General features: G+C 51.3%; 26 protein-coding genes. 16 read left to right on the top strand and 10 right to left on the bottom strand.

Features of this window, described 5'->3' with window-relative positions:
* The 4 genes from KOO63_01290 to KOO63_01305 form a co-directional block, all read right to left on the bottom strand.
* Positions 1-1,227 (bottom strand): FAD-dependent oxidoreductase (locus KOO63_01290; GenBank protein ID MBU8920468.1); only part of this gene is annotated, 1,227 nt, incomplete at its 3' end.
* Positions 1,224-1,604, bottom strand: a complete 381-nt coding sequence (locus tag KOO63_01295; GenBank protein ID MBU8920469.1) for a hydrogenase iron-sulfur subunit — start codon at positions 1,602-1,604, stop codon at positions 1,224-1,226. The genes KOO63_01295 and KOO63_01290, both read right to left, overlap by 4 nt.
* A 19-nt stretch (positions 1,605-1,623) precedes the next feature.
* The gene (locus KOO63_01300; protein ID MBU8920470.1) at positions 1,624-1,875 is read right to left on the bottom strand and encodes a sulfurtransferase TusA family protein; all 252 of its coding nucleotides are present in this window, start codon (positions 1,873-1,875) and stop codon (positions 1,624-1,626) included.
* Between the two features lie 14 nt (positions 1,876-1,889).
* Positions 1,890-2,315, bottom strand: a complete 426-nt coding sequence (locus KOO63_01305; protein ID MBU8920471.1) for a hypothetical protein — start codon at positions 2,313-2,315, stop codon at positions 1,890-1,892.
* A 304-nt stretch (positions 2,316-2,619) separates the two neighbouring features.
* Here KOO63_01305 and KOO63_01310 point away from each other — a divergent pair, with 304 nt between their 5' ends.
* The 4 genes from KOO63_01310 (at position 2,620) to KOO63_01325 (ending at position 7,476) form a co-directional block, all read left to right on the top strand.
* Positions 2,620-2,856 (top strand): OadG family protein, encoded by a 237-nt coding sequence (locus KOO63_01310; GenBank protein ID MBU8920472.1) that lies wholly within the window; start codon positions 2,620-2,622, stop codon positions 2,854-2,856.
* A gap of 12 nt (positions 2,857-2,868) precedes the next feature.
* The gene (locus KOO63_01315) at positions 2,869-4,698 is read left to right on the top strand and encodes a hypothetical protein (protein ID MBU8920473.1); all 1,830 of its coding nucleotides are present in this window, start codon (positions 2,869-2,871) and stop codon (positions 4,696-4,698) included.
* A gap of 342 nt (positions 4,699-5,040) precedes the next feature.
* A complete protein-coding gene (locus tag KOO63_01320; protein MBU8920474.1) occupies positions 5,041-6,108 on the top strand; it encodes a sodium ion-translocating decarboxylase subunit beta in 1,068 nt (355 codons plus the stop codon).
* Between the two features lie 120 nt (positions 6,109-6,228).
* A complete protein-coding gene (locus tag KOO63_01325; protein ID MBU8920475.1) occupies positions 6,229-7,476 on the top strand; it encodes a serpin family protein in 1,248 nt (415 codons plus the stop codon).
* A 51-nt stretch (positions 7,477-7,527) separates the two neighbouring features.
* Here the strand turns inward: KOO63_01325 and KOO63_01330 are convergent, their stop codons facing one another.
* On the bottom strand, positions 7,528-8,703 hold the full coding sequence (locus tag KOO63_01330; protein MBU8920476.1) for an outer membrane beta-barrel protein: 1,176 nt from the start codon (positions 8,701-8,703) through the stop codon (positions 7,528-7,530).
* Between the two features lie 299 nt (positions 8,704-9,002).
* On the opposite strand from KOO63_01330, the gene KOO63_01335 reads away from it, so the two are divergent.
* From KOO63_01335 to KOO63_01345, 3 genes are read left to right on the top strand one after another with little or no spacing between them, the layout of a single operon-like run.
* Positions 9,003-10,931, top strand: coding sequence for a DUF3857 domain-containing protein (locus KOO63_01335; protein MBU8920477.1), 1,929 nt, complete (start codon positions 9,003-9,005; stop codon positions 10,929-10,931).
* Between the two features lie 19 nt (positions 10,932-10,950).
* Positions 10,951-12,960: a DUF3857 domain-containing protein gene (locus KOO63_01340; protein MBU8920478.1), complete on the top strand. Its 2,010-nt coding sequence runs from the start codon at positions 10,951-10,953 to the stop codon at positions 12,958-12,960.
* A 27-nt stretch (positions 12,961-12,987) separates the two neighbouring features.
* Entirely contained in the window at positions 12,988-13,407 is a 420-nt protein-coding gene (locus KOO63_01345) for an OsmC family protein (GenBank protein ID MBU8920479.1), read from the top strand.
* 100 nt (positions 13,408-13,507) lie between these two features.
* On the opposite strand, the gene KOO63_01350 is transcribed toward KOO63_01345, so the two are convergent.
* The 5 genes from KOO63_01350 to KOO63_01370 form a co-directional block, all read right to left on the bottom strand.
* Positions 13,508-14,098 carry a T9SS type A sorting domain-containing protein gene (locus KOO63_01350; GenBank protein MBU8920480.1) on the bottom strand — a complete coding sequence of 197 codons (591 nt, stop codon included), beginning with the start codon at positions 14,096-14,098 and terminating at the stop codon, positions 13,508-13,510.
* 12 nt (positions 14,099-14,110) lie between these two features.
* Positions 14,111-14,293 (bottom strand): hypothetical protein, encoded by a 183-nt coding sequence (locus KOO63_01355; GenBank protein MBU8920481.1) that lies wholly within the window; start codon positions 14,291-14,293, stop codon positions 14,111-14,113.
* Between the two features lie 14 nt (positions 14,294-14,307).
* Positions 14,308-15,882 (bottom strand): hypothetical protein, encoded by a 1,575-nt coding sequence (locus KOO63_01360; GenBank protein MBU8920482.1) that lies wholly within the window; start codon positions 15,880-15,882, stop codon positions 14,308-14,310.
* A gap of 1 nt (position 15,883) precedes the next feature.
* Positions 15,884-16,417: a TlpA family protein disulfide reductase gene (locus tag KOO63_01365; GenBank protein ID MBU8920483.1), complete on the bottom strand. Its 534-nt coding sequence runs from the start codon at positions 16,415-16,417 to the stop codon at positions 15,884-15,886.
* A gap of 124 nt (positions 16,418-16,541) precedes the next feature.
* Entirely contained in the window at positions 16,542-17,594 is a 1,053-nt protein-coding gene (locus tag KOO63_01370; protein MBU8920484.1) for an AIR synthase family protein, read from the bottom strand.
* 416 nt (positions 17,595-18,010) lie between these two features.
* On the opposite strand from KOO63_01370, the gene KOO63_01375 reads away from it, so the two are divergent.
* From KOO63_01375 to KOO63_01415, 9 genes are all read left to right on the top strand, one after another.
* On the top strand, positions 18,011-18,757 hold the full coding sequence (locus tag KOO63_01375; GenBank protein MBU8920485.1) for a hypothetical protein: 747 nt from the start codon (positions 18,011-18,013) through the stop codon (positions 18,755-18,757).
* Between the two features lie 154 nt (positions 18,758-18,911).
* Positions 18,912-19,226 (top strand): hypothetical protein, encoded by a 315-nt coding sequence (locus KOO63_01380; protein ID MBU8920486.1) that lies wholly within the window; start codon positions 18,912-18,914, stop codon positions 19,224-19,226.
* Positions 19,227-19,343: 117 nt separating this feature from the next.
* Positions 19,344-20,636, top strand: a complete 1,293-nt coding sequence (locus KOO63_01385) for a DUF4355 domain-containing protein (protein MBU8920487.1) — start codon at positions 19,344-19,346, stop codon at positions 20,634-20,636.
* Positions 20,637-20,678: 42 nt separating this feature from the next.
* Entirely contained in the window at positions 20,679-21,716 is a 1,038-nt protein-coding gene (locus KOO63_01390; protein MBU8920488.1) for a metal ABC transporter substrate-binding protein, read from the top strand.
* Positions 21,717-21,739: 23 nt separating this feature from the next.
* A complete protein-coding gene (locus KOO63_01395; protein ID MBU8920489.1) occupies positions 21,740-22,555 on the top strand; it encodes a metal ABC transporter permease in 816 nt (271 codons plus the stop codon).
* Entirely contained in the window at positions 22,555-23,379 is an 825-nt protein-coding gene (locus KOO63_01400) for a metal ABC transporter permease (GenBank protein ID MBU8920490.1), read from the top strand. Before KOO63_01395 ends, KOO63_01400 begins: the two co-directional genes overlap by 1 nt.
* Positions 23,380-23,542: 163 nt before the next feature.
* Positions 23,543-24,007, top strand: a complete 465-nt coding sequence (locus KOO63_01405; protein ID MBU8920491.1) for a DUF134 domain-containing protein — start codon at positions 23,543-23,545, stop codon at positions 24,005-24,007.
* Positions 24,004-24,279 carry a hypothetical protein gene (locus KOO63_01410; GenBank protein MBU8920492.1) on the top strand — a complete coding sequence of 92 codons (276 nt, stop codon included), beginning with the start codon at positions 24,004-24,006 and terminating at the stop codon, positions 24,277-24,279. The genes KOO63_01405 and KOO63_01410 overlap by 4 nt, the downstream gene beginning before the upstream one ends.
* A gap of 53 nt (positions 24,280-24,332) precedes the next feature.
* On the top strand, positions 24,333-25,751 hold the full coding sequence (locus KOO63_01415; GenBank protein MBU8920493.1) for an FAD-dependent oxidoreductase: 1,419 nt from the start codon (positions 24,333-24,335) through the stop codon (positions 25,749-25,751).
* Positions 25,752-25,867 lie beyond the last annotated feature (116 nt).

Genomic DNA, 25,867 nt, shown 5'->3' on the forward strand with positions numbered 1-25,867 from the left:
GATATCCATCGGCCCCGACGCTGTACCGGCGACGAAGACTCCCTCTATACTGGTACTGGCCGGGTTCTTCAGCATGTCTACCTGTTTCACATATCCGAACTCGTCGAGCTCCAGAGCATTATTAATGAAAAGGTCGCCTGCCTCGGGGTTCGCGAGCATACCGACAGAAAGCACGACGAGGTCGTGAGTCGCTTCCTTAATGGTCCCCTCACGGATATCCTCGTACTTGAGGACCAGGTCCCCATTTTCCTTCTCTTCGATCGTTCCGACCTTGCCCTTCACGAACTCGACATCCATCGACCTGCTCTGCTGGTAGAACTCCTCGAAACCTTTGCCGAAAGCCCTCATATGCAGATAGTAGATCGTTACGTCGGTCATCGGCAGGGCTCCCATCAGGAGCTGCCCCTGCTTTGCCGAATACATGCAGCAGACCTGCGAGCATATCGGTGTGCCCATAGTCTTGTCACGCGAACCGACGCACAGGACATAGGCTATGTTGTCAGGCATCTTCCCGTCCTTCGGCCTGAGGACATTGTTGAACGGCCTGGTGGGGACCAGCTGTCGTTCCATCTGCATCGAAGTGATGACGTTCCTGTGCTTTCCAAGTCCGTATTTTTCGATGATGTCCGGGTCGAAAAGATTGAATCCGGTAGCGATGATAACTGAGCCAGCGTTTATTTTCGTCTTCTCTATCTTCTGTGTAAAATCTATAGCGTCGGCGGGGCAGGCCCTCTCGCAGGCCCCGCAGAGAATACAATTCTCGATGTCTATCGCGGCAACTCTCGGATTCGAGATGCTGAAGGGGACATATGCAGCTTTTCGTCCAACGAGTCCATACTGGTACTGGTCCTCTACTATGGCGGGACAGGCGTCCTCGCAATCCTGGCAGCCAGTACAGTTTTTTTCTATGACAAACCGGGGATGCCTGATCAGCACACCGTTGAAAGTGCCGTCTGCGAGTCTCTCGATGTCCGTGAATTCGCTGAAAGTGGAAATCCTGATATTTGGATGCCGGGCCGTTTCCGACACCTTGGGAGTGGTGATACAGGCGCCGCAGTCGAGGGTCGGGAAGACCTTGCTCAGGTGGATCATATGTCCGCCGATCGAGAGGTCCTTCTCTACGAGAAGTACCTTCTGGTCCGAATTGGCAAGATTCAGCGCGGACTCCTGTCCGGCGATTCCACCACCTATCACTACTGCGTCGTATTTTACTTCGTCCGGTGTCAATCTGATCCTTCCAGGTACTCCGAGAACTCCGATACATGCTTGACGAAAGCCTGGGAACAGACGGAACAGATCGCCGCCATCTTCAACCTCGCCTTGTCCATGCCCTTTTCTGCCATGATCGCGTGGGTTCGCGACACTATCTCGGCCGTCTTTTCCGCGCAGGTCTCGCTGAAGGGGCAGTCAGTCCCGTCAGCGGCAATAAAAACGCCGTCGAAGCCTTTTTCGAAAGCATGCATGATCCACTCGATCTTAATACCGCTTGAACATGGCACACTGATATTATTCACCGTAGGAGGGTAATGCTGCTTGAGCAACCCGGCAAGATCGATAGCTGGATCTGAGATCTTTTCAGTCGAAAAGACCAGAATATTGGGCATCTCTGATTCCTGTCTTCAATTAACCTTTTTTCATAAATATCCTGAAATACCCTGAATCTTCCAGGGTACCAAGATATTCATGTCCTTTTTTCTGCGCCCATTTAGGGACATCTCTCTTGGTCGCAGCGTCAGCCGAGAGGAGTTCCATGGTTTCGCCTGAGCCAAGATCTCCAATAGCTTTTTTTGCTGCAAGCAGAGGTCCGGGGCAGGCGGTCGCTCTGGCATCGACAGACTTGTTCACTGTCAGACCCTTCAGTTCTTCCTGTTCCATTTTATACTCCTGACTCAGATAAACAGATGAATATCCGATTCTTCCATAGAGGTTAAACATTCTCCGATTCCAACAATATCATCTACAAGCTCGTCGAAATCTTCAACTTCTTCTCCACCCCACACCTTGCCGGCCAGACCACAGACGTAGATCTTCACGTTCGCAAGCTCTTTCGAGGCTCTGAAGAAATCCATCCAGGGCATTACGTTGAGTTTCTTGAGTGAACCGAGGAACTCATCCTTGAGCTCGGGATACTCCGACATTCCCAGATCTTCCTGCTTATCGCCTACACCCTTGAGAAAGACTCTCGCTCCCTGCATAAGCACGTAGATCTCTATGTCCATATCGTCAGCCGCGGCCCCACTAACCAGGACTCCAGCGGCGGTCAGTCTATCTATACTCCCGGAAAAAAGCCCGAGTGTCATTTTTTTATTTTCCATTTGAATCTCCTTTAAATTACAGGATTGCCAAAGTACTTAACAATAAGCAATATTTTCGCCCGGAAGTCAATCTAGATATCCATATATTGCAATATTCATATTATTATCATGGGTCTTGGATATTCTGTTTGCATTTGTATTCAATGTTAGCCTGATTTCGGGGTAACTACCCTGTTTGTCCCCACACACAACTGCCGAATTTCGTGGTACCAGCCCTGTACTGTGATTCTGACTTGATTATAATCGCCGTTTCTGTTTCATTTGTGTGGTTGTTACACTAAACGACTCTCGCGGGAGGACAGACATGCTTGCCGAAGGTTTGGGACTTATGGCAGCGGGGATGGGAATGGTCTTTGCGTTCCTCGTTCTGCTCGTACTCGTTATGATGGCATCGACGAGGCTTTTCAGCCATTTCCCGGACTCCCCGGACAAAGATATCACAAGACCCGATGCAGGGACAGGCAACGGTTCCCATAGAAAGATCGATCTCAAGGAGGTCGCTGCTGCCATTGCCGCGGCAAAGGCCAGGATGCAGGATTGAGAAAGGACAGTCATGGCCGGAAAAAAAATCAGATTCATGAACACTGCCTTTCGTGACGGTTTTCAATCCGCATTCGGGGCACGCGTTTTCACCAGCGACTTTATCCCGGCGGTGGAGGCCTGCGCCTCGGCGGGGATCAGATATTACGAGGCCGGTGGCGGCGCGCGGTTTCAGTCGCTCTACTTCTACTCCAATGAAGACGCTTTCGAGATGATGGACCGCTTCAGGGAAGCAGCCGGACCTGACGCAAACCTTCAGACACTCGCCCGCGGAATAAATGTAGTCGCCCTCGATTCACAGCCCCGGGATATCATCAGGCTCCACGCCGACCTTTTCGCGAAGCATGGTGTGACGACCATCCGCAATTTCGACGCGCTGAACGACATGGACAATCTCCGATACAGCGGAAAGTGCATCACGGAAGCCGGCCTGAATCACCAGGCAACCATAACAATGATGGCCCTGCCACCCGGTTGCTCAGGCGCCCACGACGCGGATTTTTATGAGAAAATACTCCGACAGCTCCTCGCCGCGGAAATACCCTTCGACTCGATCTGCTTCAAGGACGCTTCGGGGACTTCGACTCCGGCCATTGTGTACGAGACGATGAAACGGGCGAAAAAGATACTTCCCGAAGACACTACTATTCAATTCCACACGCATGATACGGCTGGAATCGCGGTCGCCGCTTACAAGGCGGCGCTGGAAGCCGGAGCCGATGTGATCGACCTGTCGATGGCTCCCTGCTCCGGGGGGACCTGCCAGCCGGACATCGCGACGATGTGGCACGCGCTCCGAGGGACCGATTACGACCTGGACATCGATATCGACAAGGTGATGGAGGCGGAAAAAGTATTCAAGGACTGCATGAAGGAATACTTCATGCCGCCCGAGGCAAAGGCCGTCGAGCCGACGATCCCCTGGTCGCCCATGCCGGGCGGGGCGCTGACCGCAAACACGCAGATGATGCGCGACAACGAGATCATGGACCGTTTCCCCGAGGTCATATCGAATCTCGGCGAAGTGGTCCGCGTTGGCGGTTTCGGCACTTCCGTCACGCCTGTCAGCCAGTTCTATTTTCAGCAGGCCTTCAACAACGTAATGATGGGCAAGTGGGAAAAGATAGCCGAAGGGTACGGGAAAATGGTCCTCGGATATTTTGGAAAGACACCTGTCGAACCCGACCCGGAGATAATTCGCATATCCGCTGAACAGCTGGGGCTTGAACATGCTGCTGGCAGACATCTTGATATCATAGAAAAAGATCCTGAAAAAGGAATTGCCGCGGCGAGCAGGAAGCTTGAGGAAAACGGACTTGAGATCACCGACGAAAACATCTTTATCGTGTCTGCATGCGGCGACAAGGGTGTAGCATACCTTCTCGGCAACGGGACGATCGGTGTACGAAAGAAAAAAGGCGGGAACGGCAAAGACAGGTCCAGCGAAGACCCCGAAAGAGGCTCCGGAACTTCGAAAATCCAGGGCGAGTTCACTGTCACGATCAACGACAACAAATACGCTGTACGTCTTGATGGTGACACAGCTGTGGTCAATGGAAGAGCCTACACCATAGATGTCGTCGCTGGGCTTGATGAGTCGGAAGTCTCCGCTTCAGCACAGCTTCGGGAATGGCGGGCAGTCACGGCTCCGATGCCCGGCACAATAGTCCGGATGATGGTCTCGGTCGGTGATTCAGTAAAAAAAGGCGACCCCCTGATCGTCCAGGAAGCGATGAAGATGGAGGTAGTGGTCTCGGCTCCAGTCAACGGAACAATAGCGGAACTGTCGGCCTCGATCGGGGACCATGTGAAAGGAGAGCAGCTGCTGCTCTATATCAGCTGATCATCAGGTCAAGATATGATGGATCTATACAGACCAGGGAAAAGATCTCTTACGACGGGCGTCATCGTGACACTCGCGCTCGTCCTGGTATACGCGTTTCTGGTCTTTCCGGCGACGGGGATCTCGGGAAAGACCCAGGCTGCCTCTGTCGACGCTCCACGTTCAGAATATGATTCCACATCAGCAGCGCAGACAGGTCCGGACAAGGCATCCATTAAAGATAAATTCTCAGAGCTCTGGAGATCCACAGGCATCTCAGCCTTCTTCGAGCAGACAGTAGAGATACCGCCGGAGCAGGCCGATAATCAGGTTTTAATCCCCACGGGGATCGGTCAATTTGTAATGATACTCCTGAGTTGCTACCTGATCTTCCTTGCCATTCACAGAAGGTTCGAACCTCTGCTCCTTCTTCCTATCGGTTTCGGAGGCATCCTCGCGAACATCCCCCTTGCGGCAATTGCCGGCCCGCAGGGCTTTCTTGGAATGCTCTATACTTTCGGGCTGCAGACCGGCCTCTTCCCCCTCCTTATCTTTATGGGGGTCGGAGCGATGACCGACTTCGGGCCACTTATCGCCAACCCGAAGACGGCGCTTCTTGGCGCAGCAGCTCAGTTTGGAATCTTTACTACTCTTATCGGCGCGCTTGCTCTTTCCGGCATGTTTGAAGGAATCGATTTTTCGATACAAGACGCGGCCGCTATCGGCATCATTGGCGGCGCGGATGGCCCGACAGCTATCTTTCTGGCCGGCAGGCTCTCGCCCGACCTTCTCGGAGCCATCGCTGTCGCTGCCTATTCATACATGGCACTGGTACCTATCATCCAGCCTCCCATCATGAGGCTGCTCACCACAAAATCAGAACGGGCCATGGAGATGAAACAGCTGAGGGAAGTGAAGACGATCGAGAAGATCATCTTTCCGCTCACCGTGCTGGGACTCTGCATCCTCCTCATTCCCGGCGCGACACCCCTGATCGGAATGCTGATGTTCGGCAATCTTCTTCGGGAATCGGGTGTGGTCGAGAGATTGTCACATACGGCAGCAAACGAGCTGATCAACACGATCACTATCCTGCTGGGACTGGCGGTAGGATCGAAACTGGCCGCTGACAAGTTCCTTCATATCGAGACACTGGGAATCCTCAGCCTCGGCCTTATAGCATTCGCTATCGGTACCGCCGCGGGTGTCCTTTTGGCTAAACTGATGAACGTATTCAGCAGGGACAAGATCAACCCGCTGATCGGCGCTGCCGGGGTTTCGGCTGTTCCGATGGCATCACGCGTTGTGACCGACATAGGTCTCGAATCGAACAAAAACAACTTTCTGCTGATGCACGCGATGGGACCGAATGTGGCGGGCGTAATCGGTTCGGCTGTAGCAGCCGGCGTATTGTTGACGTTGTGCGGGTGATCAGACTCGGCAAAAAATGTGTTTTCTCCCGATAAATCGAATATACTTATAGAAGGATGTGCTCACTCTGAAATGAGCGGGGCAGGATCATTCAAACGCAAGTTACCTGGGAGGATTCAGATGCGATACAGGATTTACGCCGCGGTGGCTATTCTTTCGGTTCTCTTGATCCCTGCCACTGGCTGTTTTGAAGACAGGACTACTCTCGATCCGTCGGGGACAGCGGGGGACGAAGCGACCCTGGAGATGCGGGTTTCCGGCACGGGTGAACTGGCATTCAAGCTGTACCACGAGATCAGGGCCGATGAGGATAATTTCCTCATCTCCCCTCACAGCCTTGCCGTGGCGTTCGGAATGGTCTATGCGGGCGCAATGGGTGAGACCGAAAGAGAGCTAGCCGAAGCGCTCTGCTTCGATTATCCACAGAACATTTTCCATGCGGCGATGAAGGAACTCAACGAACTGCTTCAGCAAAGGGGTGGGCAGACTGATCCCGAGTCGTTCATGTTGAATCTCACGAATGGATGCTGGGGAAGGAACGACCTCGTTTACCTCGAATCATATACCGATCTTCTTCTCGAGTACTACGGCGCCGGCCTTGAGTACATGGACTTCGTGAACCACCCTGCCGAATCACGCGAGGCAATAAACCAGTGGGTGGAAGATCAGACCGAGGGAAAGATAGAGGACCTTATCCCGGAGGGCTCGATAGACGCGTATACCTACCTCGTCCTCGCGAACACGATCTATTTCAAGGCTGCCTGGCTGTCCCAGTTCGACCCCGAATTCACGGGAGAGACCCCGTTTAATCTTTTAGATGGTTCAACTGTAGATGCGTCGATGATGTGCCAGATGACGAGATTCCCCTTCGTGAAAGGCGAGGGATACAAGGCCATAGAATTGCCGTATGTGGGAGAAGAGGTCTCGATGCTCATCCTTCTTCCAGACAAAGGACTTTTCGGGGAATTCGAGGAATCGCTCACATCTGAAATGGTCAGCGGGATAGTCAATACCCTCGATACCGCTCTCGTGTCCCTGGCCCTGCCGAAATTTTCCTTCAGCTCAGATTTCGACATGAAACCAGTCCTCGAGAATATGGGAATGACTGGTGCGTTTCTCGCGGGCGCGAACTTTTCAGGGATGGACGGAGTCGACGACGGTTCTCCATTCATCAGCTTCGTCGCTCAAAAGACCTTCATCTCGGTCGACGAGGCGGGAACCGAAGCGGCAGCGGCAACGGGAATCGGCATGTCGCTCACCTCGGTCGGTGATATCTTTACCGCCGACAGGCCATTCATATTCGCCATACGCGACATCGAGACAGGGACGATCATCTTTGTTGGAAGAGTCGTCAATCCAGCATTATAGATATATAGATACGGGAAGACGATCTCTGTCCTATTAACGTTACATGCAGCATCAATGAAATATGTACCCCAAAATCAACCGGAATTCACGCGGTTTGTAGCTCGTATATTTGTAGCTTTCATCCTTCTTTATATCCAGCATTCCAATCCCGTATGACAACCCGACGCTCAGGTGATTCGAGCCCACCGGTATCTCGAATCCGCCTCCAAAATGCATTAGCAGCTGAGTCGCATTTACATTGTCGTTTACTTCGTAGAGATCGTCACCATTCACGCTTGATATGTCGGCATTTATGATCATGGCCAGTTCCGGCCCACCCGAAAGGAATATCCTGTGGCGGGGCTTCAGGAAGTACTTGTAGAACAAAGAAATGCCGATTGCCTGATTATTGATGTCATATTCTTCTTCGCCCCCGGACATCAAGATATCCGCCCGACCTCCAAAATTTACATAGCGGACTCCGACATTGATCGCTGCCCTTTCACTGTACATCATGTACAAAAACAATCCCCCCGAAAACCTGATAGCAGGACGATATGTTTGAATGACACCCAGCCCGGCAATCAACCCTCCCGGGTTTTCATATCCCAGAGACTCCAGCCCGGCGCTTCCTTCTATCCCCAGGCCGTACTGAAAGGAAAAGATATCCATTACATGCTTTTCAAGGGTGACGAAGATCTCCTTCCTCGAACCCGCCTCGATTTCCACAGCAAATGATTCATCTCTGTAATTCAACATGCTGAAAGACAATTCATATTTCCCCGCCTTGACAAACATCGAATCTACAGGAGCAGCCCCCAATTTTCTGCCATCCAGATATACTTCCGTTCCGTTCGGTGTTATTGAGAATATTAATATCGCGAACATGCTGTTTTTGACTTCATCGAAACAGGAAACAACCTCCGCAGGATAATCAAAGGGATCTATTTTGATATCCGGATACTTTTCCACGGCCTCCCTGGCCAGGGCCATGGCATTGTCCGGATTGTTCCTCAGCAACGCGATGGTGACTTTCTCCACATACACCTGTCGCATTACTGCATCTGATGTACTGTTTTCATTTGTCAGGATATCAAGGTATTTGCCGGCCTTATCGTACTCCCCCATCTTTCGAAGCAGTCGGATATCTGAAATATCCGGAACATCTTCAGACGCAGTCACCGGGAAATAAAATGAACTGAGAACAACGACCACAACGGCAAGCACGCTTAACATTCGAAAAACCATATTACGCACCCTTTCACGAGTGAACACTGATATTATGGCATCCCTGACCACACAATGAATTGTAATCCGTGAATACCCCCCCCGGTTCAGGAAGTAACGGTAGAGTTAACAGCTAAGGATGTCAACGTGATTATTTGCAACTATCTTTCAACAACCTGCATGATGACGACATTATGGCAGATGGAAATGTTGTCTTGACAGGCACGACATATTATTACTAGAATTCTCCACAGGTAATTCACCAAGGGGATTTCGACAAAGCAACATGAACTACTCAAAGAGATAGTAAGGCCGTTATTATGAATAAAGTCCTCGCCACGACTTTTTTGCTAATATCTGTTTCTCTATTTCTGTGCCATAACAACAACGCATTGGCATCCGGAGAGCACGACAAACTCTGTTCTATCCAACTCACAGACGAACAGTCGAAAGCTGATGCCGTCGTGATTCTGGACGCGGAACATCTTGAAGTAGAAAAATCGGACAAATCCTGGCTTGAATATCGGATTGTAAAAAAGATTCTCCGTACAAGACGGGCCGATGAAGGAATATTCTCATTTCCAGACAACAAATATCGACGAGTAGTCTCAATCGATGCCAGGGCAATTCATCCCGGAGGCGACGAAGAGAGACTTTCGATCAAAGATGTTCCTCGGGTGCCAGAATTCAGGGACTTCGTAATGTACAGCGACCAGCAGTCCCGCCTGATACGTTTTGAGGGCACAAGACGAGGGACCATAATCGACATCACCATACGCTGGAAGATAAAACATCCCGTTTTCTGGCCTCCATCCATTTTCCAGTCTCATATCCCGATCCTGAAAAAGACATTCACACTCACTCATAAGAAAAACCTCCATGTAAGGGTATCCGCTCTCAGTATGACGGCCGCACCAGATACTACATTCACACCAGGTAGCGACAGGATCAGACAGGAATGGAGTCGTACAAATATCGATCCGCTTGAGATGGAATCAATGATGCCTCCTCTCCAGCAATATTTACCATTCCTGTTGTTATCCATGTCTGATGTCAAGGAGCTCGGGGCTGACCTCGATCTTTCAGCATGGAACGGTATTGCCCGTTGGTACGATGGTTTGTCTCGCGGCAGGATGAAGCCCGGTTCGAAAACGAGAGACATTTTGAGAGATCTTGCTCTCAATGGACTCTCGGAAAGGGACCGCGCCAGAAAGATCTATTGTTACGTTTCGAATAGCGTGAGGTATGTGGCTATCTATCTTGGCCTTGGTGGATTCCAGCCTCATTCAGCAGAAGAAACAGCTGAAAATCTTTACGGCGACTGCAAGGATCAGGCTACTCTCCTTACAGTATTACTCAGAGAAGCGGGCATCGAAGCATATCCCGTATTGGTCCGTACCAGAGATCTTGGAAGGCTGCCGGATATATCTCCTTACCCTGGATACTTCAACCACGCGATAACTGCTGTCGTGATAAACGGCGAGATCATCTATCTGGACCCGACATGTTCCGTCTGTTCTTTCGGTGTCCTGCCATCCACACTTCAGGGCTCGGACGCATTAATGGTGGGCGGCAGCGACAAATCCATTATTCAGCTTTCGCACGGCCCGGGAACGGACAACACATTAAGGATTACAGGCTCCGTCACATTGAACGAATCAGGAGAGGCCCGCGTCGAGGACAAATTCGAATGCGCGGGACTTTTTGCGGAAATATACCGCTCCCTGTTCAGCAGAAGCAGCGGACAACCCCCCGAGGAAAGGTGCAGGCGGATCCTCCCGGGCAACCACCCATTCCTGAATGTCGAAGAGGTCGACCTCGCGGGACGTGAGTCCTCCGCTCCCGAAATGATAATGGATGTCATCTATACTGTCCCCGGATTCATGAAAAACAAAAAGACAGTTTTTCTTGACGCGATCCTGCACAAACTTTCAATTTCACTCCCTGCGGAAGAGGATCGAGTCTTTCCGATCGATATGGGAAAACCGAAAATAAATTCGTACAAGCTGGATTTGTATCTCCCTCCGTCACGGATGGTAGAGGCCATTCCCGCTCCGGTAGAGATCTCCTGTGAGCACTTCGACTATAGCGGTATTTGGAAGATCACTCGATCCAGCATCGAATTTCAAAGAGAATTCAAGATTAAGAATAACATCGTGCCTGTACCAGAGATTCCTGAGATCCGCAATCTATTAAAAAAGATCAAAAAATTCGAGAACTGCAAACTTTTAATAATTGATACTCACTGATGGGGACAAAAGGGATAATATGCGAATAAATTTCAGATCAATACTCCTGTTGAGTACAATCCTGTTTATTGCCATCGGAACCACCTCCGATGCTAAGGCCAGCAAAATCATCGATGACACGGTGACTTCGGAACGGTACCCCGATCACGATGCTGTCGTTATTCTTAACAGAAGCTTACACAAATTTCAGGTCTATTTAGAGCTTTATACCTCGACAAGGAAACGGATTGCGGCAAGAACCGAAATCAAAAATGAAACCAGGATCAAGATTCTTGACGAAAAGGGATTTGACCGTTTTGGCAATTTCGAATCAAGGACCTATAACAAGGAAATCCATGAATACAAGCTTGAAATCAAGATTATATCTCCTGAAGGTAAAAAGAAGAAAGTTGGAAAGAAAAATATAAAACGGATTGAAATAGCGGACAAATATTTCAGTTACAGAGTGGCATTCCCCGGTCTTCAAGTGGGATCGATAATCGAGATAAAAGAGGAAATAAAAAGTGAATACCCGATGTTATCCGGAACCATGGATTTCGGTCATTCCGTCCCTACACTTCGCTCAGAACTGATCTTCGAGGTTCCCGCAGGAACAAAGACCAGGTTCAATGTTGTACCAGCGGGAGCAATCGCCGACCCGAAACCGAGGAAAGACGGAAGATATGATATCTATGAAGTCACCCTGGAAAACATTCCTCCGTATCCGAACGAGATATACATGTCCCCGGAGTATATCGGCAATCCGACGATCCATTATTATGTCTGGATGATCTCAAACTCCACCCTTGCCCGGGTACTCGGTATCAGCTCGGCATCCATTGGTGGAAAACCGTATATGTGGACCTGGAAAGATATCAGCGAGAGTTTCTGTAATTACTTCGATCCCGAGATCTGGGAGAATGACGACAAAAGCGACGAATACAGAAATTCAATTGAAACCGATATCGATCAGGCAAGAAACAACGGCTTCGATCTTACCGATGAGAAAATGAACGAGCTTCTATCATGGTTCCGCTCCGAATTCGAAGCGATAGATGACGATCTGTTCTATTTCTCGTCGAATCCTGAAGAAAGTTTCAAGCTCCGCAAGGGAGGGCCCTATGAACTTGCTTATGTACTACGCTACATACTCGACCAGCTTGGAGTAGGATCGAGCGTGATTCTGGTGCGGGATGCCGACAAGGGCCTCCTGAACAGAAATATGCCTTCATTCAGCGCGTTTACGCATCCACTTCTTCATATAGAGATGATGGGAAAGGAATTCTGGCTGGATCCGTTCAGTCACTTCTGCCGTGTCGATCAGCTCCCATGGCAGTGCCGGGGCATCGAGGGACTAAGGCTTCTTAAATCCGGGACCGGCCAGTTCACTACATTGTCTCTTGCGGATGCCGAAGCTAACTGTGTCAGGAACAAGGAAATTGCTGTTATCGATGAAGAAGGGAACCTTACAAGCACAACTGACGTTACTTTCACCGGCCAACACCTTCTCAGTTTACGCAAAAACATCGATGAAAATGACCCGGAAAGCTTCAAAGAAAGTATAAAAGAGAAATTGAAAGAATATTATCCTGAAACATTCGATGAAAAAAGCCTGGAAATAGTAGAAGACGGAAACAACGAACTCACGATCAAGTATACCTATTCCATCCCCTCATTCGCAGATGTCGCCGGTGGATACATGAATATTGTTTTTTCAGACTGGTTCTCGAAATCCCTGTCCAGAGCCTTCAAGACTGACACACGCAAATGCGACATCCAGTACCCATTCCTCGATATGGAGTGTACCGATGTGACCATTCAACTTCCCGAAGGAATTAAAGTGCTCGAATCGCCGGAGAGCAGGAAACTCGAAAGCGATTACTTTTTGTATGACAGACAGGTGATCGTGCGGGACAACATGATCCGATTCAAACGCACACTGAAAGTCCTTAAGCCGACAATCGAAGTGGACAGGTATGCTGTTGCCAAAGCTATTGTAAATGAGATATATCTTCTGGATGATGAAGAGATGGTAGTTCAGCGACAGTAAGTCGAGTACAGTCAGAAGGAGACTGACATGGAAAAAACGACGATCGATGTCACCTGGAACGACAAGATGTCGTTCACTACAAATGTCAATGGCCACGAGATCATAATTGACGCCCCAGAAAATGTCGGTGGTCAAGACAAAGGCCCGCGCCCCAAGCCGTTAATGCTTGTCGCTCTCGGCGGATGCACAGGGATGGACGTGGTCTCGATCCTGAAGAAGATGCGGGTAGAGATCGACGGCTTCAATGTGAAGGTCGAGGGTGAACAGACCGACGAACATCCGAAGTATTTCAAAAAAATGCATATCATATTCGAATTCCAGGGGAAAGACCTGCCTATGGACAAGCTTGAAAAAGCAGTCAGTCTTTCCGAAGAACGCTACTGCGGCGTAGGCGCACTCTATCGCATGGCTATCGAAGTGACCTCGGAGATACGGATCGTCGAATGAACCGATTCGATCTTGTGTTATCCAAATCGTCGCGGTTCTACTGCAGCGACCTGCAGAAGGCCTCCCGGATCGGTACGCAGGGCCCCTCTGAGAGAAAACTCTACCTGAGCAATATCATCTTCCTGGACTCGCTCCCTGCGGCAGTATCGAGGACGTAGAAGTAGATCCCCGACGTAGCCTGACCTCCCGCGGAGTCGGTCCCGTTCCAGTCGACATGGTGACTTCCCGCTTCCCTGCTGGAATCGAGAAGTGTCCTGATCAGTCTGCCGGCCGTGTCGTATATCCTGATCCTGACAGGTCCGGCAATGGCGAGATTGAAGTCAATACGAGTCGAAGGGTTAAACGGGTTAGGATAGTTCTGGTAGAGGACGGTGCCGCTCGGATCGGAGGGGATCTCCCCATCGGTGACAGCGAGAAGCTCCTCTATCTTTGCTGAGATCGCGCTCACACTCACTCCGGGGGATTTGTACTGGATTATCCCGTCCTGATCGACAACGAGTGAATAGTCCCTTGGTGCCGCGTAATGGATACTGGAGGCGCTGGCGTTAAGGCAGAGTGGAAACTGGATCCCGGTTATGCCCTGGAAGGCGAGGTTCTGACCGGGCGTTCCGTCCCATACATCGAGGCTTATCGCAGCAAAGTTCTCGTTCTTGTAGGTCTGGTAAATACTTTCCGCGTCCTGACCGGACACGTAGCAGAGAGTTCAATTGTAGCCGTAGAAATAGAGATAGACCACTTTCCCCGAGTGGTCGGCAAGCGACACGGTGCCATGCGAAACACTTCCGTAAATGAACGGCGGTGCTTCGTCACCGACACCGACCTGCCCCATCGCGCCGGAAGCGACCAGAAGCAGAACCGCGGCAGCGATCAGGATCTTTTTTGCCATGACCTTTCCTCCTGTCAGAATGTACTGTTTATCCTCAACTCGAGGCCCTCGAAATCGAGTACCTGGTAACAGATCCCCGATTCACACGCGGGGCCTCCCCTCCGTTTGCCGTAAAAAATACTTATGATATGATTCTTGTCGTACTGGTACCCGACTGATGCGCCTACCCAGTTACGAGATTCAGTCTCGCGTACCGGAGTGGCCGGGTCGTCCGTCTCGAAGGGATCGGTCGAACGCTCCCATATCAGCCCTGCCGAAAGGTCCGGGGAGCGTGTCAGGGTCACCCTGGCGACGTAGTTCTTCACCTTCTGTTCGTCAGGCCCGAGGACTCTGTCGAAGGCCTGGTATTCCAGATCGAGTATCCCGGCCCATTGACCCGGACCCTCCGCCTCGACATTCAGCCCTCCCGCCAGCCTGTCGAACTCCTGGGAAAGCGGTTCTTCACTGCTGTCGAAGAAGCCCTTGATAGACAGTTCTTCGCTGATGAGATACTGGGCCTCCAGAAAGAATTCCTTGTAGAGATATTCCTTGAAGAGCTTGTTTCGTGCTTCGGTGAGGTTGATGGTTACATTGTGGCCCGAGTCCGAAGTGTAGAAAGCCTCCGCCTGCCAGCCCGATTCGTTGACAGGGATGAGAAGATGAGAGCTGCGGTTCAGTAAGACGTAGAAGTGCTCCCTTATCAAGGTAGGCGGATCGTTATATCCGAGCAGAAAATCGTTGTAATCCTTATACTCCAGTGACAGTCCTACCGGCCCCATTGAGACGTCAGCACCCGAGTAAAGCGCGTGGGGCGAATCGTCAGACAGGTCGAAGAAGGAGAACTCACTCCCTCCACTGGAGGCATATTCAGTATAGAAATGGATATCTCTCGGCAGGTTTCCTTCAAGAAACAGAGAACCGTACTCGACGAATTCCTGTTCGCCCATGGTGCCGGTCTCCGGGTTATCCCGCATATAGACGCCACCGAGATCAAAACCATCAATCGCAACCAGATCGACCTGCACCGCTTCGATCGTCGTTGACCTGCGAAACGCGTCGAAACCGAGGCCGGGAGGAAGATCGTTTCTGAGCGGTTTGCCCCTTATCGCCTTGAGTTCAATCCACGGCCCCGAATACCTCAGGGCGACGCCTTCCATATCACGGTACGCTCCGTACCTTGTTCTGAACCCGAGGTCCTCAAGTACTACTCCCGGCAGTTCGTACGAACGAAAAAGGAGCCCTCGCCCGAGCATTTCGTTGAAGTTCCCCACTTCGATCTCGAAACCTCGACTCTCAAACTTCAGCGAACGCTGGACCATCTCGCTGAACGATATGTCGTCGTCGATACCCTGGAACTGCTCAAGTTTGACGTGGCCAGTCAGGCCGCCCGTCCTGTAATAGATATCGAGCTGGTCGTAAAAGGTCGTAAGGTTAGACGGCTCTGTATCGGGCAGATTTCCCAGCCTGTACTCAAGTAGATTGCTTACTGATACCTGTGCCTGGACGGATGATACCAATGCTGACCCGATGACAGCGGCCAGGCATAACATGGCAACAACTGAGATGATCAGTTTCGCCGGGCCTCTATTTGCAGGGGCTATTCCGTCCATCCTATTCCTCACTGCCAGAGAGCAGTTTCACTATCTCTTCTTCAATGACCTTATGATCACCCGACCGGTACCCCTGATGAAAATAGACGACCTCGTCATCCCCATCGACGATGATGAGAGTCGGAACTACCTTCACGTTCATCCGCCCCATCACATCACCGTTCACATCGAGAAGGACGGTGAAATCGATTTTTTTCGAGCGGGCGTACGGGCGGACCTTCGAGAGGTTACGGGGACCATCGATGCTGATCCCGATGAAGGCTACACCCTTTTCTTTGTATTTATCGTTCAGCTGGACCAGTTTCGGGATAGATCGTCCGCACGGCTTGCACCATGTCGCCCAGAAATCGATAACGGTCAGTTTATTGCCTTTGAGCTCAGAGTACGACCTGCTGTGATTCTTCAGGTCCTTGAGCTTGAACTCGAGGCTACCGGCGGCCGCATCGGCAACCAGGAGGAATGTCCCTGCCAGGATAAATAAAGCCAGCAGGGTCGCCACCGACTTGACGACCGGGAATCTCATTTTGATTTTCATTTCTACCCTCGCCTTTTTGATCTTTCGGGGATAGAGGCTCCCCGACGCCCATATAAGACTAATATAGTCCTATTATGGCTTGCAGTCAATCCCCATTCCGAAGATCATTTAAAAGGAAAGTCGATTATTTCAGTGAGTTGTAGAACGCCTCCCAGAACGGATCGACCCTGGGGTGTTCGAACGGACGTTCCTTCCCGCCTTCGATGACAATGATCCCTTTTTCCGGGGGAGTAAGTTCTCCCACGACAGAAGCAGTGATTCCTTTTGCATTGAGGACCTTGACCACATCGCCCGAAAAATCGGGACGGCAGGTGATGATAAGGGTGCCCTCGCTTATCGCCGCGTATGGGTCCTTGATGTCAAACAGTTCACAGATCTCCATCACTCCGTCTTCCACGACGATCGCGTCTTTGTCGAGGACCGCTCCGAGACCGGCTGCCTCGGCGATCTCATAGACTCCTCCCCAGATGCCGCACTCTGTCGCGTCATGCATAGAGGTCACGCCCTTGTCGCGTACTCCCACCGTGATCGCTGTCATGGCATCCTCGACGACCGACATCTTGTAAAAGATATCCTGCGCCTTGTCAGAGAATTCCTTACCGAACGCCTCTGTTATCCTGTCGGGAAACATCGCCGCGAAGATACCAGACGATTCGATAGCCGGTCCCTTCGTGATGATGATATGGTCGCCAGTCTTCGCCAGTGCGGGAGTAACATAGGAGTCGATCGGCCCTACGGCCAGGACGGTCGCCCCTCCGACCATCGGATAGTTACAGTTCTCATACCTTGCAGTGTGTCCGCACACTACTGCCATCCCCAGCTTCTCGCACTCTTCATGCATGACGGTCCACATCTTTTCGAGCTGTTCGGCTGTGATCTCCATTGGCAGGTTGAGGTCGATAGAGAGGTAGGTCGGCTTGAGACCACTCGTCACGATATCCGAAGCAAGGATATGTATCGCAAACCATGCGGCACGTTCCCATCCATATTCAGGTACGATAAAGACGGGGTCGGTCGTAATTGCGACCGCCTGCCCACCTATCTCGACGATCCCCACATCCACACCACTGCACGGCGGCACGATGACCGAATCCCTCTTTCTGCCGAGACGGGGATAAATGAGCTCTTCGAATACTTCCGGTGAGATTTTTCCGATATCGGGGAGTTTCGCTTTCATTTTTTGATCCTTTCATGCTGCTGATTATTCACTTTATTGTTTCACTGTCATAAACAGAACAAGACTATAGCAAGGGCTTGTACCTGATGAAAAGAGCTAAGTAATTCGAGCGAAAAAAAGTGTTCTATTGTGTACCTGAAAGGTCACGAAGAACACTCCGGGTGTACCGTATGGTACGAATTTTCATGCGACGCGGCGGTCCTGTTCGCCGAATATCCATTCTAATCTAATATTTAACAACCAGTTACTACAACATCCCTGCAATACTGAAAATGGCACGTCGCTTGCCCTTTCTCAGTCCATAACTGGTAATGAGGAAATAGTGTTCTGGACTGAGGAAACCCCGTGGTTGAGGAGACCCACCCCGAGCTAAATCATCTTTTTGAGGGATTTTGAAAAGAAACAGGAGTCTAAATATGAAGAACAAGGTCTTATCACTCAGGATCAGCCTGCTGTCGGCTCTGATCGTGCTGGCCTCTCTGGCCATAGTAGGCTGCAGCAGCGAAACCGCAATGGCGCCCCAGGTTCCTTCACTCGACGTCTCGGCAGTAGCCGCAGATCCGCTCGAGGCCGTTCTTAATTCGACAGACGGGCACACTCCGGGCGACCCGACTGCCAGAGTAGATCGCCTCGCCGAGGTACTTGGCCTCGATGACATTCAGAAGGAAGCCCTCCTGGCCGCATTCCTGGATTTCCGTGCAGCTATTACCGCTCTCAGGGACCAGGTCGTAGCTGGAGAGATCACACTGGTTGAAGCGCGCGAAGCGGCTGTACTTCTGCGCGAAGCCTTCGAAGCCGAACTCCAGCTAATCCTCACCCCCGAACAGTATGACCTCCTTCAGGAGATGAGACAGGTCAGGGACAGGATCAGGGACAGGATCGAAGACGGCACATGTGATAAATATCAGCGCTGGGACATCTGGTTGACCGAAGTCGGCGCCGATTCCGCACAGGCTGAGGCCGTTTACGAGGCCCTCGACATCATGCATGACGGGATCAGGGACCTTATCATCCAGGTCCAGGACGGAACTCTGACCAGGGAAGAAGCTATCCTTGCGATTCAGACTCTTCGCGATGATTTCGACGCGGCTCTCCAGGCCATCCTGACTGCGGAACAGTACGAGGCTCTTATCGCGCTGCGTCCCGACAAGTGTAAAAAGTAATTCTATCCGCGTTTCCGGCCGTTGGCAACGACGGACGGTGGGTAGGGTCGGGGTAGTTCGCTGCCCCGGCCCTTTTTTTGTTACTTGACCCGGAAAAAATATTCTTTATCATTAACCCTGATGCACGAACGTTCACAAAGTGGAGATTGGGATAATGAACAAACCGGGCCGCACGCAATTGACAGTGATCATCGCGACGATCATGCTCTTGTCATACCTTTCCGTGGCCCTTGGAGCTGAACTCACCCATAACCACGAAGATGACGGCTATTTCCACGATGACTGTCCGGCATGCCAGTGGAACATCCACCACCTGAGCGACTCCCCGGAAGACGCAGGAGTCATCAACTTCCTCGCGGATCCTCTGCATGTGGCTCAGTACAATGTCGTCGAGCATTCTTTAACTCTTCCCGACAAGATCCTGATCACCCTCTGCTCATCAAGAGCGCCTCCAGAGACCTCCTGTTAATCAAGCATTGATCTATTTCAATTCCACTGCCCGGATAATCGAGGGTGTGGTCTAAACCGCCTTGAAGAAGACGGTCTGATCCCGATGAGAATCGGATGCGGATAACACGGAGGAACCATGAAGATATTGAGATCACTATTGTTGATAGTTCTGGCCCTGACGATCCCCCTCACTGTTTCAGCTCAGGACAGGACTGAGATGACAGAGAAGGAACTGGCCAGATTGCTGAAGGAACAGGGTCACAGAATAGAGACCCTCGAAAAGATCATAGAAGAGCTTCAGGCAAGGATCGACAGAAAAGAAAAGGATAACGAACTCGAAGACCTGCTTGCAGAAGCTCGCAGGATGGCAGAACAAAAGAACAAGAGTACGGAGCAAGGAGAAAAAAGAAAATTCTACAGTGGGCTCCGACAACATTCGGCCCTTAATCCGAACATCAGTGTCGGAAGCGATTATTATTTCTCATACGGATCTTCCCGGACGGAATACAACAAGGCACTTTCAGACAATAGCTGGGGAACCGGGCAATTGTTTATCAGAGAGATCGAGATCGCGGCAGAGGCCTCTCTTGACCCGTATTCTCGAGCCAAGGTCTTCCTCGGTTTCGGGCCCGAGGGAGTCGGAGTCGAGGAAGGGTATATGGAATGGCTGAACTGGCCTCTCAACATGAACCTCAAACTCGGAAAATACAAGTCACAGTTCGGTGTTATGAACAGGTATCACCTGCACGCGCTGCCACAGTTCGATCTCCCTCTCGTAATGTCCAATTTCTTCGGAAACGAATCCCTGAAAGGCGTCGGAGTGGCGGCAAACTTCCTCCTGCCCTCCCTGACGGCACATGTCAACGAACTGGACCTGCAGGTCATCTCCGGTGGAGAGGGTCCCAGTTTTACAGGTGACGGCAACCACAATATCGTCTTCGTGAGTCATTTGAAAAATTACTGGGATATCAACCGGGCCGCCTATATCGAACTCGGCCTAAGTGGAGCTACCGGTTACAACGACGCGGAAGAGTCGAGCAGGACGATTCTGGGTGGAATCGACCTCAGATTGAAGTGGTCGCCTCCGGGACGTTCAAAATACCGTGGCTTTGAATGGTGGAGCGAAGCTGTTTTTTCCAGATATGAACTTCAGGATGAAAATATCGACAGCTGGGGGATCTTTTCCTCACTTCAATACCGTCTTGGCGCGAGATGGCTGTGTAGCGGTCGTTTCGATTATTCACAGCTACCAGGAGACGGGTGGCGGGAAGAATATGGCGGCACAGCCTGTATCGACTTCTGGCAGAGCGAATTCGTCTTCCTCAGGTTGCAGTATTCATATATCGACAGGAACTTCGACGAGGACGACAACAGAGTGATCCTCCAGGTGTCATGGGCGATGGGGCCTCATAAACATGAATCTTATTAAGAATCGAGCTGGATCGTGGAGCCCGTCAAAAGGAGACAGAAAATGAAAATAGCAGGAAATTTATTGATCGTGTTGCTGGCGCTGGCAAGCTTTGCCACACATACCAACGCGGAAGACCGGATAAAAGTCATCACTACATTTTCAGACTTCGCTTCTATCACCAGGGAGATCACAGGAGACCTCGCAGAAGTCGAATACCTTTCACATGGTGACCAGGATCCACATTTCGTCCCGCCCAAGCCGAGCCTCGCGCTTAAACTCAAGAAGGCCGACATGCTGGTATCTACGGGGCTGGATCTCGAGATGTGGCTTGCTACACTCCAGGACAAGGCCAGAAACAGCCGGATAATGGACGGCGCAGACGGGTTTATCACAGTCTCTCCCGGAATCGATATCCTGCAGAAACCGGAGACGTTGAGCAGGACCGAGGGCGACGTCCACATCATGGGAAATCCCCACTTTCACACCAGTCCTCTCAATTGGAAACCTATTTCAGAAAATATCCTGACAGGTCTGACACGGGTCGACCCGAAAAACGCTGATACTTACAGGGCAAATCAGAAATTGTTCATCGAGAGGATGTATATAGCGATGTTCGGCCACGAACTCGTTGAGCTCATAGGCGGTGAGCAACTGGCTGAACTTCTCCGGTCCGGCAATCTTATCGAGTTCCTTGACAGGGACTATCAGGGAAAGAAACTGTCGGACATGCTTGGGGGCTGGGTACAGGGATCCCTCCCGTTCAGAGGCATGAAAGTCATCGCTTATCATAAGAACTGGGCCTATTTCGCCCATGATTTCGGGCTGACCGTGGCCGGATATATCGAGTCCAAACCTGGCATCCCTCCCACTCCAAAGCATGTGGAGCAGACGATTCGCCTGATCAAGACCGAAGGGATCGATGTCATGCTTGTCGCGTCGTATTTCGAAAAGAGAAAACCTGCGGCAATCTCAGAAAAGACGGGAATAAAGGCGCTGTTTCTTCCCATGTCGGTCGAAGCTCTTCCAGAAGTCCCGGACTGTTTCTCACTTGTCGATTACTGGATCGAGCAGATCAACAATGCAGTGGGCACGGACTAGCATCATTACGATTGGAGAAATAAATGCTGGATAGTCTCGGTTTTCTTTTGATCCAGATAGTGTTGCTTCTGGTAGTGACGTCCGTGCATACCTACCTGGGACTTCACGTGATCAGGAGAGGAATAGTCTTCTCCGACCTCTCTCTGGATCAACTTGCTGCTTTCGGAGTGATAGTGGGCATCGGACTCGGTATCGAGGGCGGGACCCTAGGGTCCTACCTTGTTTCTTTTGTCGCGGTGCTTGCAGGCTCGTTTATTCTTGCCTATGTCAAACCCCGGAACAAAAACATCCCCCACGAGGCTGTTATCGGAATAGTATACGGACTGGCACTTGTCGCCTCGATAATGGTGGCCGACAAGATATCAGGCGGCCTTGCCTACGTCACGCAGACTCTTTCAGGAATGATGCTCTGGGCAAGCTGGCCGCTGGTGACCACCACCGTCATCGCCTATCTCCTTCTCTCGATCTTCCATTTCAGGTTCAGGGACAGATTCATCGCCATAACCGAAGGAAGAGGAGATCCAAAAAATGAAAATTTCTGGGACCTCCTGTTCTTCGTCACACTTGGCATTATCACGGTCCTTATCGTACCCATAGCCGGCGTGTTGCTGGCATATGGATTTCTGATGATCCCGGCTGCCATAGCGACATTGTTCACCAAAGACTGGAAGACCGCCCTGCGGTTGGGATGGAGCATCGGATTCGTAGCGTCGATGTCAGGTCTGATGGCTTCATATCGCTTCAATCTCCCCTACGGCCCTACCCTGGTCATGTCGCTTGGAGTGTTTTTCATGGGAGCCCTGACTCTGAAATACTTCACGGAAAGGTCAAAACAGTAATGGATATAATACTATTTCTTCTTCCTCCACTTACGGCAAGTATCATAATACTCGGACTACTCGCGTATCTTGGAATCCACGTGCTGAAAAGGGAGATCATCTTCATAGACATCGCTCTGGCCCAGATCGCCGCAGTCGGGGCGACCTTTGCCCATGTCTTTCTCGGAAGAGGAGAGGACAGTCTAGCTGCCTATCTGACCGCTTTCGGATTCACAGTACTTGCCTCTCTTTTCTTCTCACTGATAGACAGGCGCATCAAACAGATCTCGCATGAAGCTGTGATAGGAGTGACATACGCGATCGCCGCCTCTTCTTCTCTATTCATCCTGGCTATGGCTGCCGGCGGAGACGTCCATGTCGAACATATGCTGACCGGCAGCATACTATGGGCCCAATGGCCCGACATCTTTTCTATTGCCCTTCTCTTCGGGCTGGTAGGCATCTTTCATATTATATTCAGAAAACGATTTGTGCATCTTTCGGAAAAGTACGGGAAAGAATCGATAAAAAGCAGCCGGGACGTCTTGTGGGATTTTCTTTTTTACATCTCGATGGGGCTGGTGATCACGTTCTCTGTCAAGATCGCCGGAGTACTCGTCATATTTTCCTTTCTCATAATCCCGGCAACATTCTCGGCAATGTTCTCAGGATCGTGGAGGTCACGCATCATCCTCGCGTGGGCAGTCGGGATATTTTCCATAATCAGCGGTCTGGCCCTGTCATACTTTCTCGATTTTTCCTGTGGCCCCTCAGTTGTGACTATGCTTGGATTAACGCTTATCCTTACAGCATCGATCCGGGCGATCCGTGGTCGGACAAAGTAATGACCAAGCCGCTGTAGCGATACCCGGCAACCCCGACTGACAGGGATAATACAATATTCTCCAGGAATGTATTTTCAGTCATTTTCTCCAGATGATCATTTCAGCCTTGTATTATGAGCATATGTGCATTATACTGTCTGAAGCAGGATGAAAAGGAGGCTTCATGGCACGGTCAAAAAAACAGAAGATGGTGGGTAGTCCACCGGTATACAGGTCCTTCAAACCATCAGGAGTGATGCGTAGTACGCTTGAGCTGATAAAACTGGAACTGAGTGAGTACGAAGCAATAAGGCTTGCCGACTATGAAGGTCTTGACCATGCCGAGGCTGCCACGGAGATGGAGATCTCCCGGCCCACCTTCTCCAGGCTGATAGAGACAGCCAGGAGCAAGATGGCGAGGTTTCTGATCGATGGAAGAGAACTCGTGATCGAGGGCGGCAACATCCACTTTCGCGACAATGTGGTCAAATGCTGCAATTGTAGACATATGTTCAATATAAGAATGGGTTCAGGTCTAAAGAATTGCCCGGAATGCGGATCTGACGACCTTGTCAGCTTCGCCGGCAATTTCGGTCATGGCCGGTGCTGTGCCGAGATCAAAAAGGATGAAAGCGAGGAAAAGGAATGAACGGAAAAAAAGATGGATCAGGCGGCGGGCGCCGCGACGGCAGCGGTCCCGGCCGGGGAATGAATCAGGGCACAGGTAACGGAAAAGGTCTCGGCAAGGGCGGGGGCCGTGGCAGAAACCAGGGTGGTGGTTTCGGGCCCGGAGGGTTCTGTGTATGCGCGTCCTGCGGCCATAAGGTGGCTCACGCACAGGGCACGAAATGTACTTCGCTGAAATGTCCCGAGTGTGGAAAACCGATGGTAAGAGAAGAATTGCTTGAGAAAAACGATTAGGGAAAAAAGCGACTCGGGAATAGACAAACAGACTTAAGAAAAGAGAAGTGATCATGGAGAAGTATGATATAGCAGTGATCGGTGGTGGCCCCGCGGGTATTACGCTGGCAAAGATGCTCGGCGCCAAAAGAAAGATGGCCGTGATAAGGCCGGAGGACCACAGCATGATCTATTGCGCCATGCCTTACGCCATCGAGGGGCTCCTCGAAGAGAAGAAGACATTAAAGAAGGACAGCCTTGTGACCGACGCGGGAGCCGACCTCATCAGAAATACAGTCACATCCGTTGACTTCGAGACAAAAAGTATCACCTTCGAGGATTCGTCGCAGATCGGCTGGGACAAGCTTGTCATCGCTACCGGCGCTGACCCATTCATCCCGCCGATCCCGGGGAAAGACCTAGCGGGTGTCACGGGATTCAAGACTGCAAATGACATGTCCGCTATTACGGGAATGATCGATGCGGGACTCGGCAGGGCGGTCGTAGTGGGAGCCGGAGCCATAGGCATCGAACTCGCTCTGGCAATAAAGGCCCGGGGTGTGGAAGTCGACCTTGTAGACATGGGCGAATCGATCCTCCCGAACCTTGTGGATCGCGAGATGTCCGAGGAACCGTGCTCGGCGCTGGCCGGCACTGGAATACGGCTTCACCTTCAGGCGAAGGTGACAGAGCTTAAGGGAGGCCCGATGGAGTCCCCTGACAACTCCAGTAGTACAGAAGGAAAACAGGCGGTCGCGCAGGTCATACTCGACAACGGCCAGATCATCCATTTCGATTCGGGAGACGATTGTGCCGAAGATGAAGAAGGAAGACTCCCCGGGCTGGTCGTCTTCGCAACCGGCATGACTCCGCAAGTCTCACTGATGAAAGACAGCGGGATGAAGATCGGAAAAGACGGCATCATCGTTAACGAAAAAATGGAGACCAGTATTCCGGACGTCTTCGCGGCTGGAGACTGTGTCGAATTTACAAGCGGTATCACCAAAAAACCGGTTCCTGGCAAACTCGCCACCAACGCCGTGCCGATGGCTCGGATAGTCGCTTTCAACCTGCTCGGCAGGCCCCGCGCATACCCGGGCTTCTATAACGGCGCGGCGACCAGGGTCGGCGATTACTACGTAGGAGGTACGGGCCTCTCGGAGAAAGCAGCGGCCGACGCCGGTATCGAGACGATCTGCGGATATGGCGAGGTCACTACACAGTTCCCGATCATGCCCGAGGCGAAGAAGATGAAGACCAAGCTGGTCGTCGAGCAGGCAACCCGCAGACTGATCGGTGGTCAGATAGTAAGCGGCGAGCCCGTCACCGGCAGGCTCGACCTTTTGACATTCGCCATACAGAAGGAGTCCACGGTGGACGACCTGGCGGCACTGAGCTATTCGGCCCAGCCGTACCAGTCCTTCTATCCGGCGGCAAACGGTATCGTGATGGCAGCGGAGGATATCATGAGGAAGTTGTCCGCAAGGAATTAAACAGGTTCGTTACTCTGGCAGAATCGATTATATTAGCACCTGGCATCAATACAGGAGCGTACTGATCTATGACAGAGTGTATATTAGTCTCCGATCTTCATGGCAGGACAGACCGG

Source organism: Candidatus Latescibacterota bacterium (assembly GCA_019038625.1).
Classification (GTDB): Bacteria; Krumholzibacteriota; Krumholzibacteriia; order Krumholzibacteriales; family Krumholzibacteriaceae; genus JAGLYV01.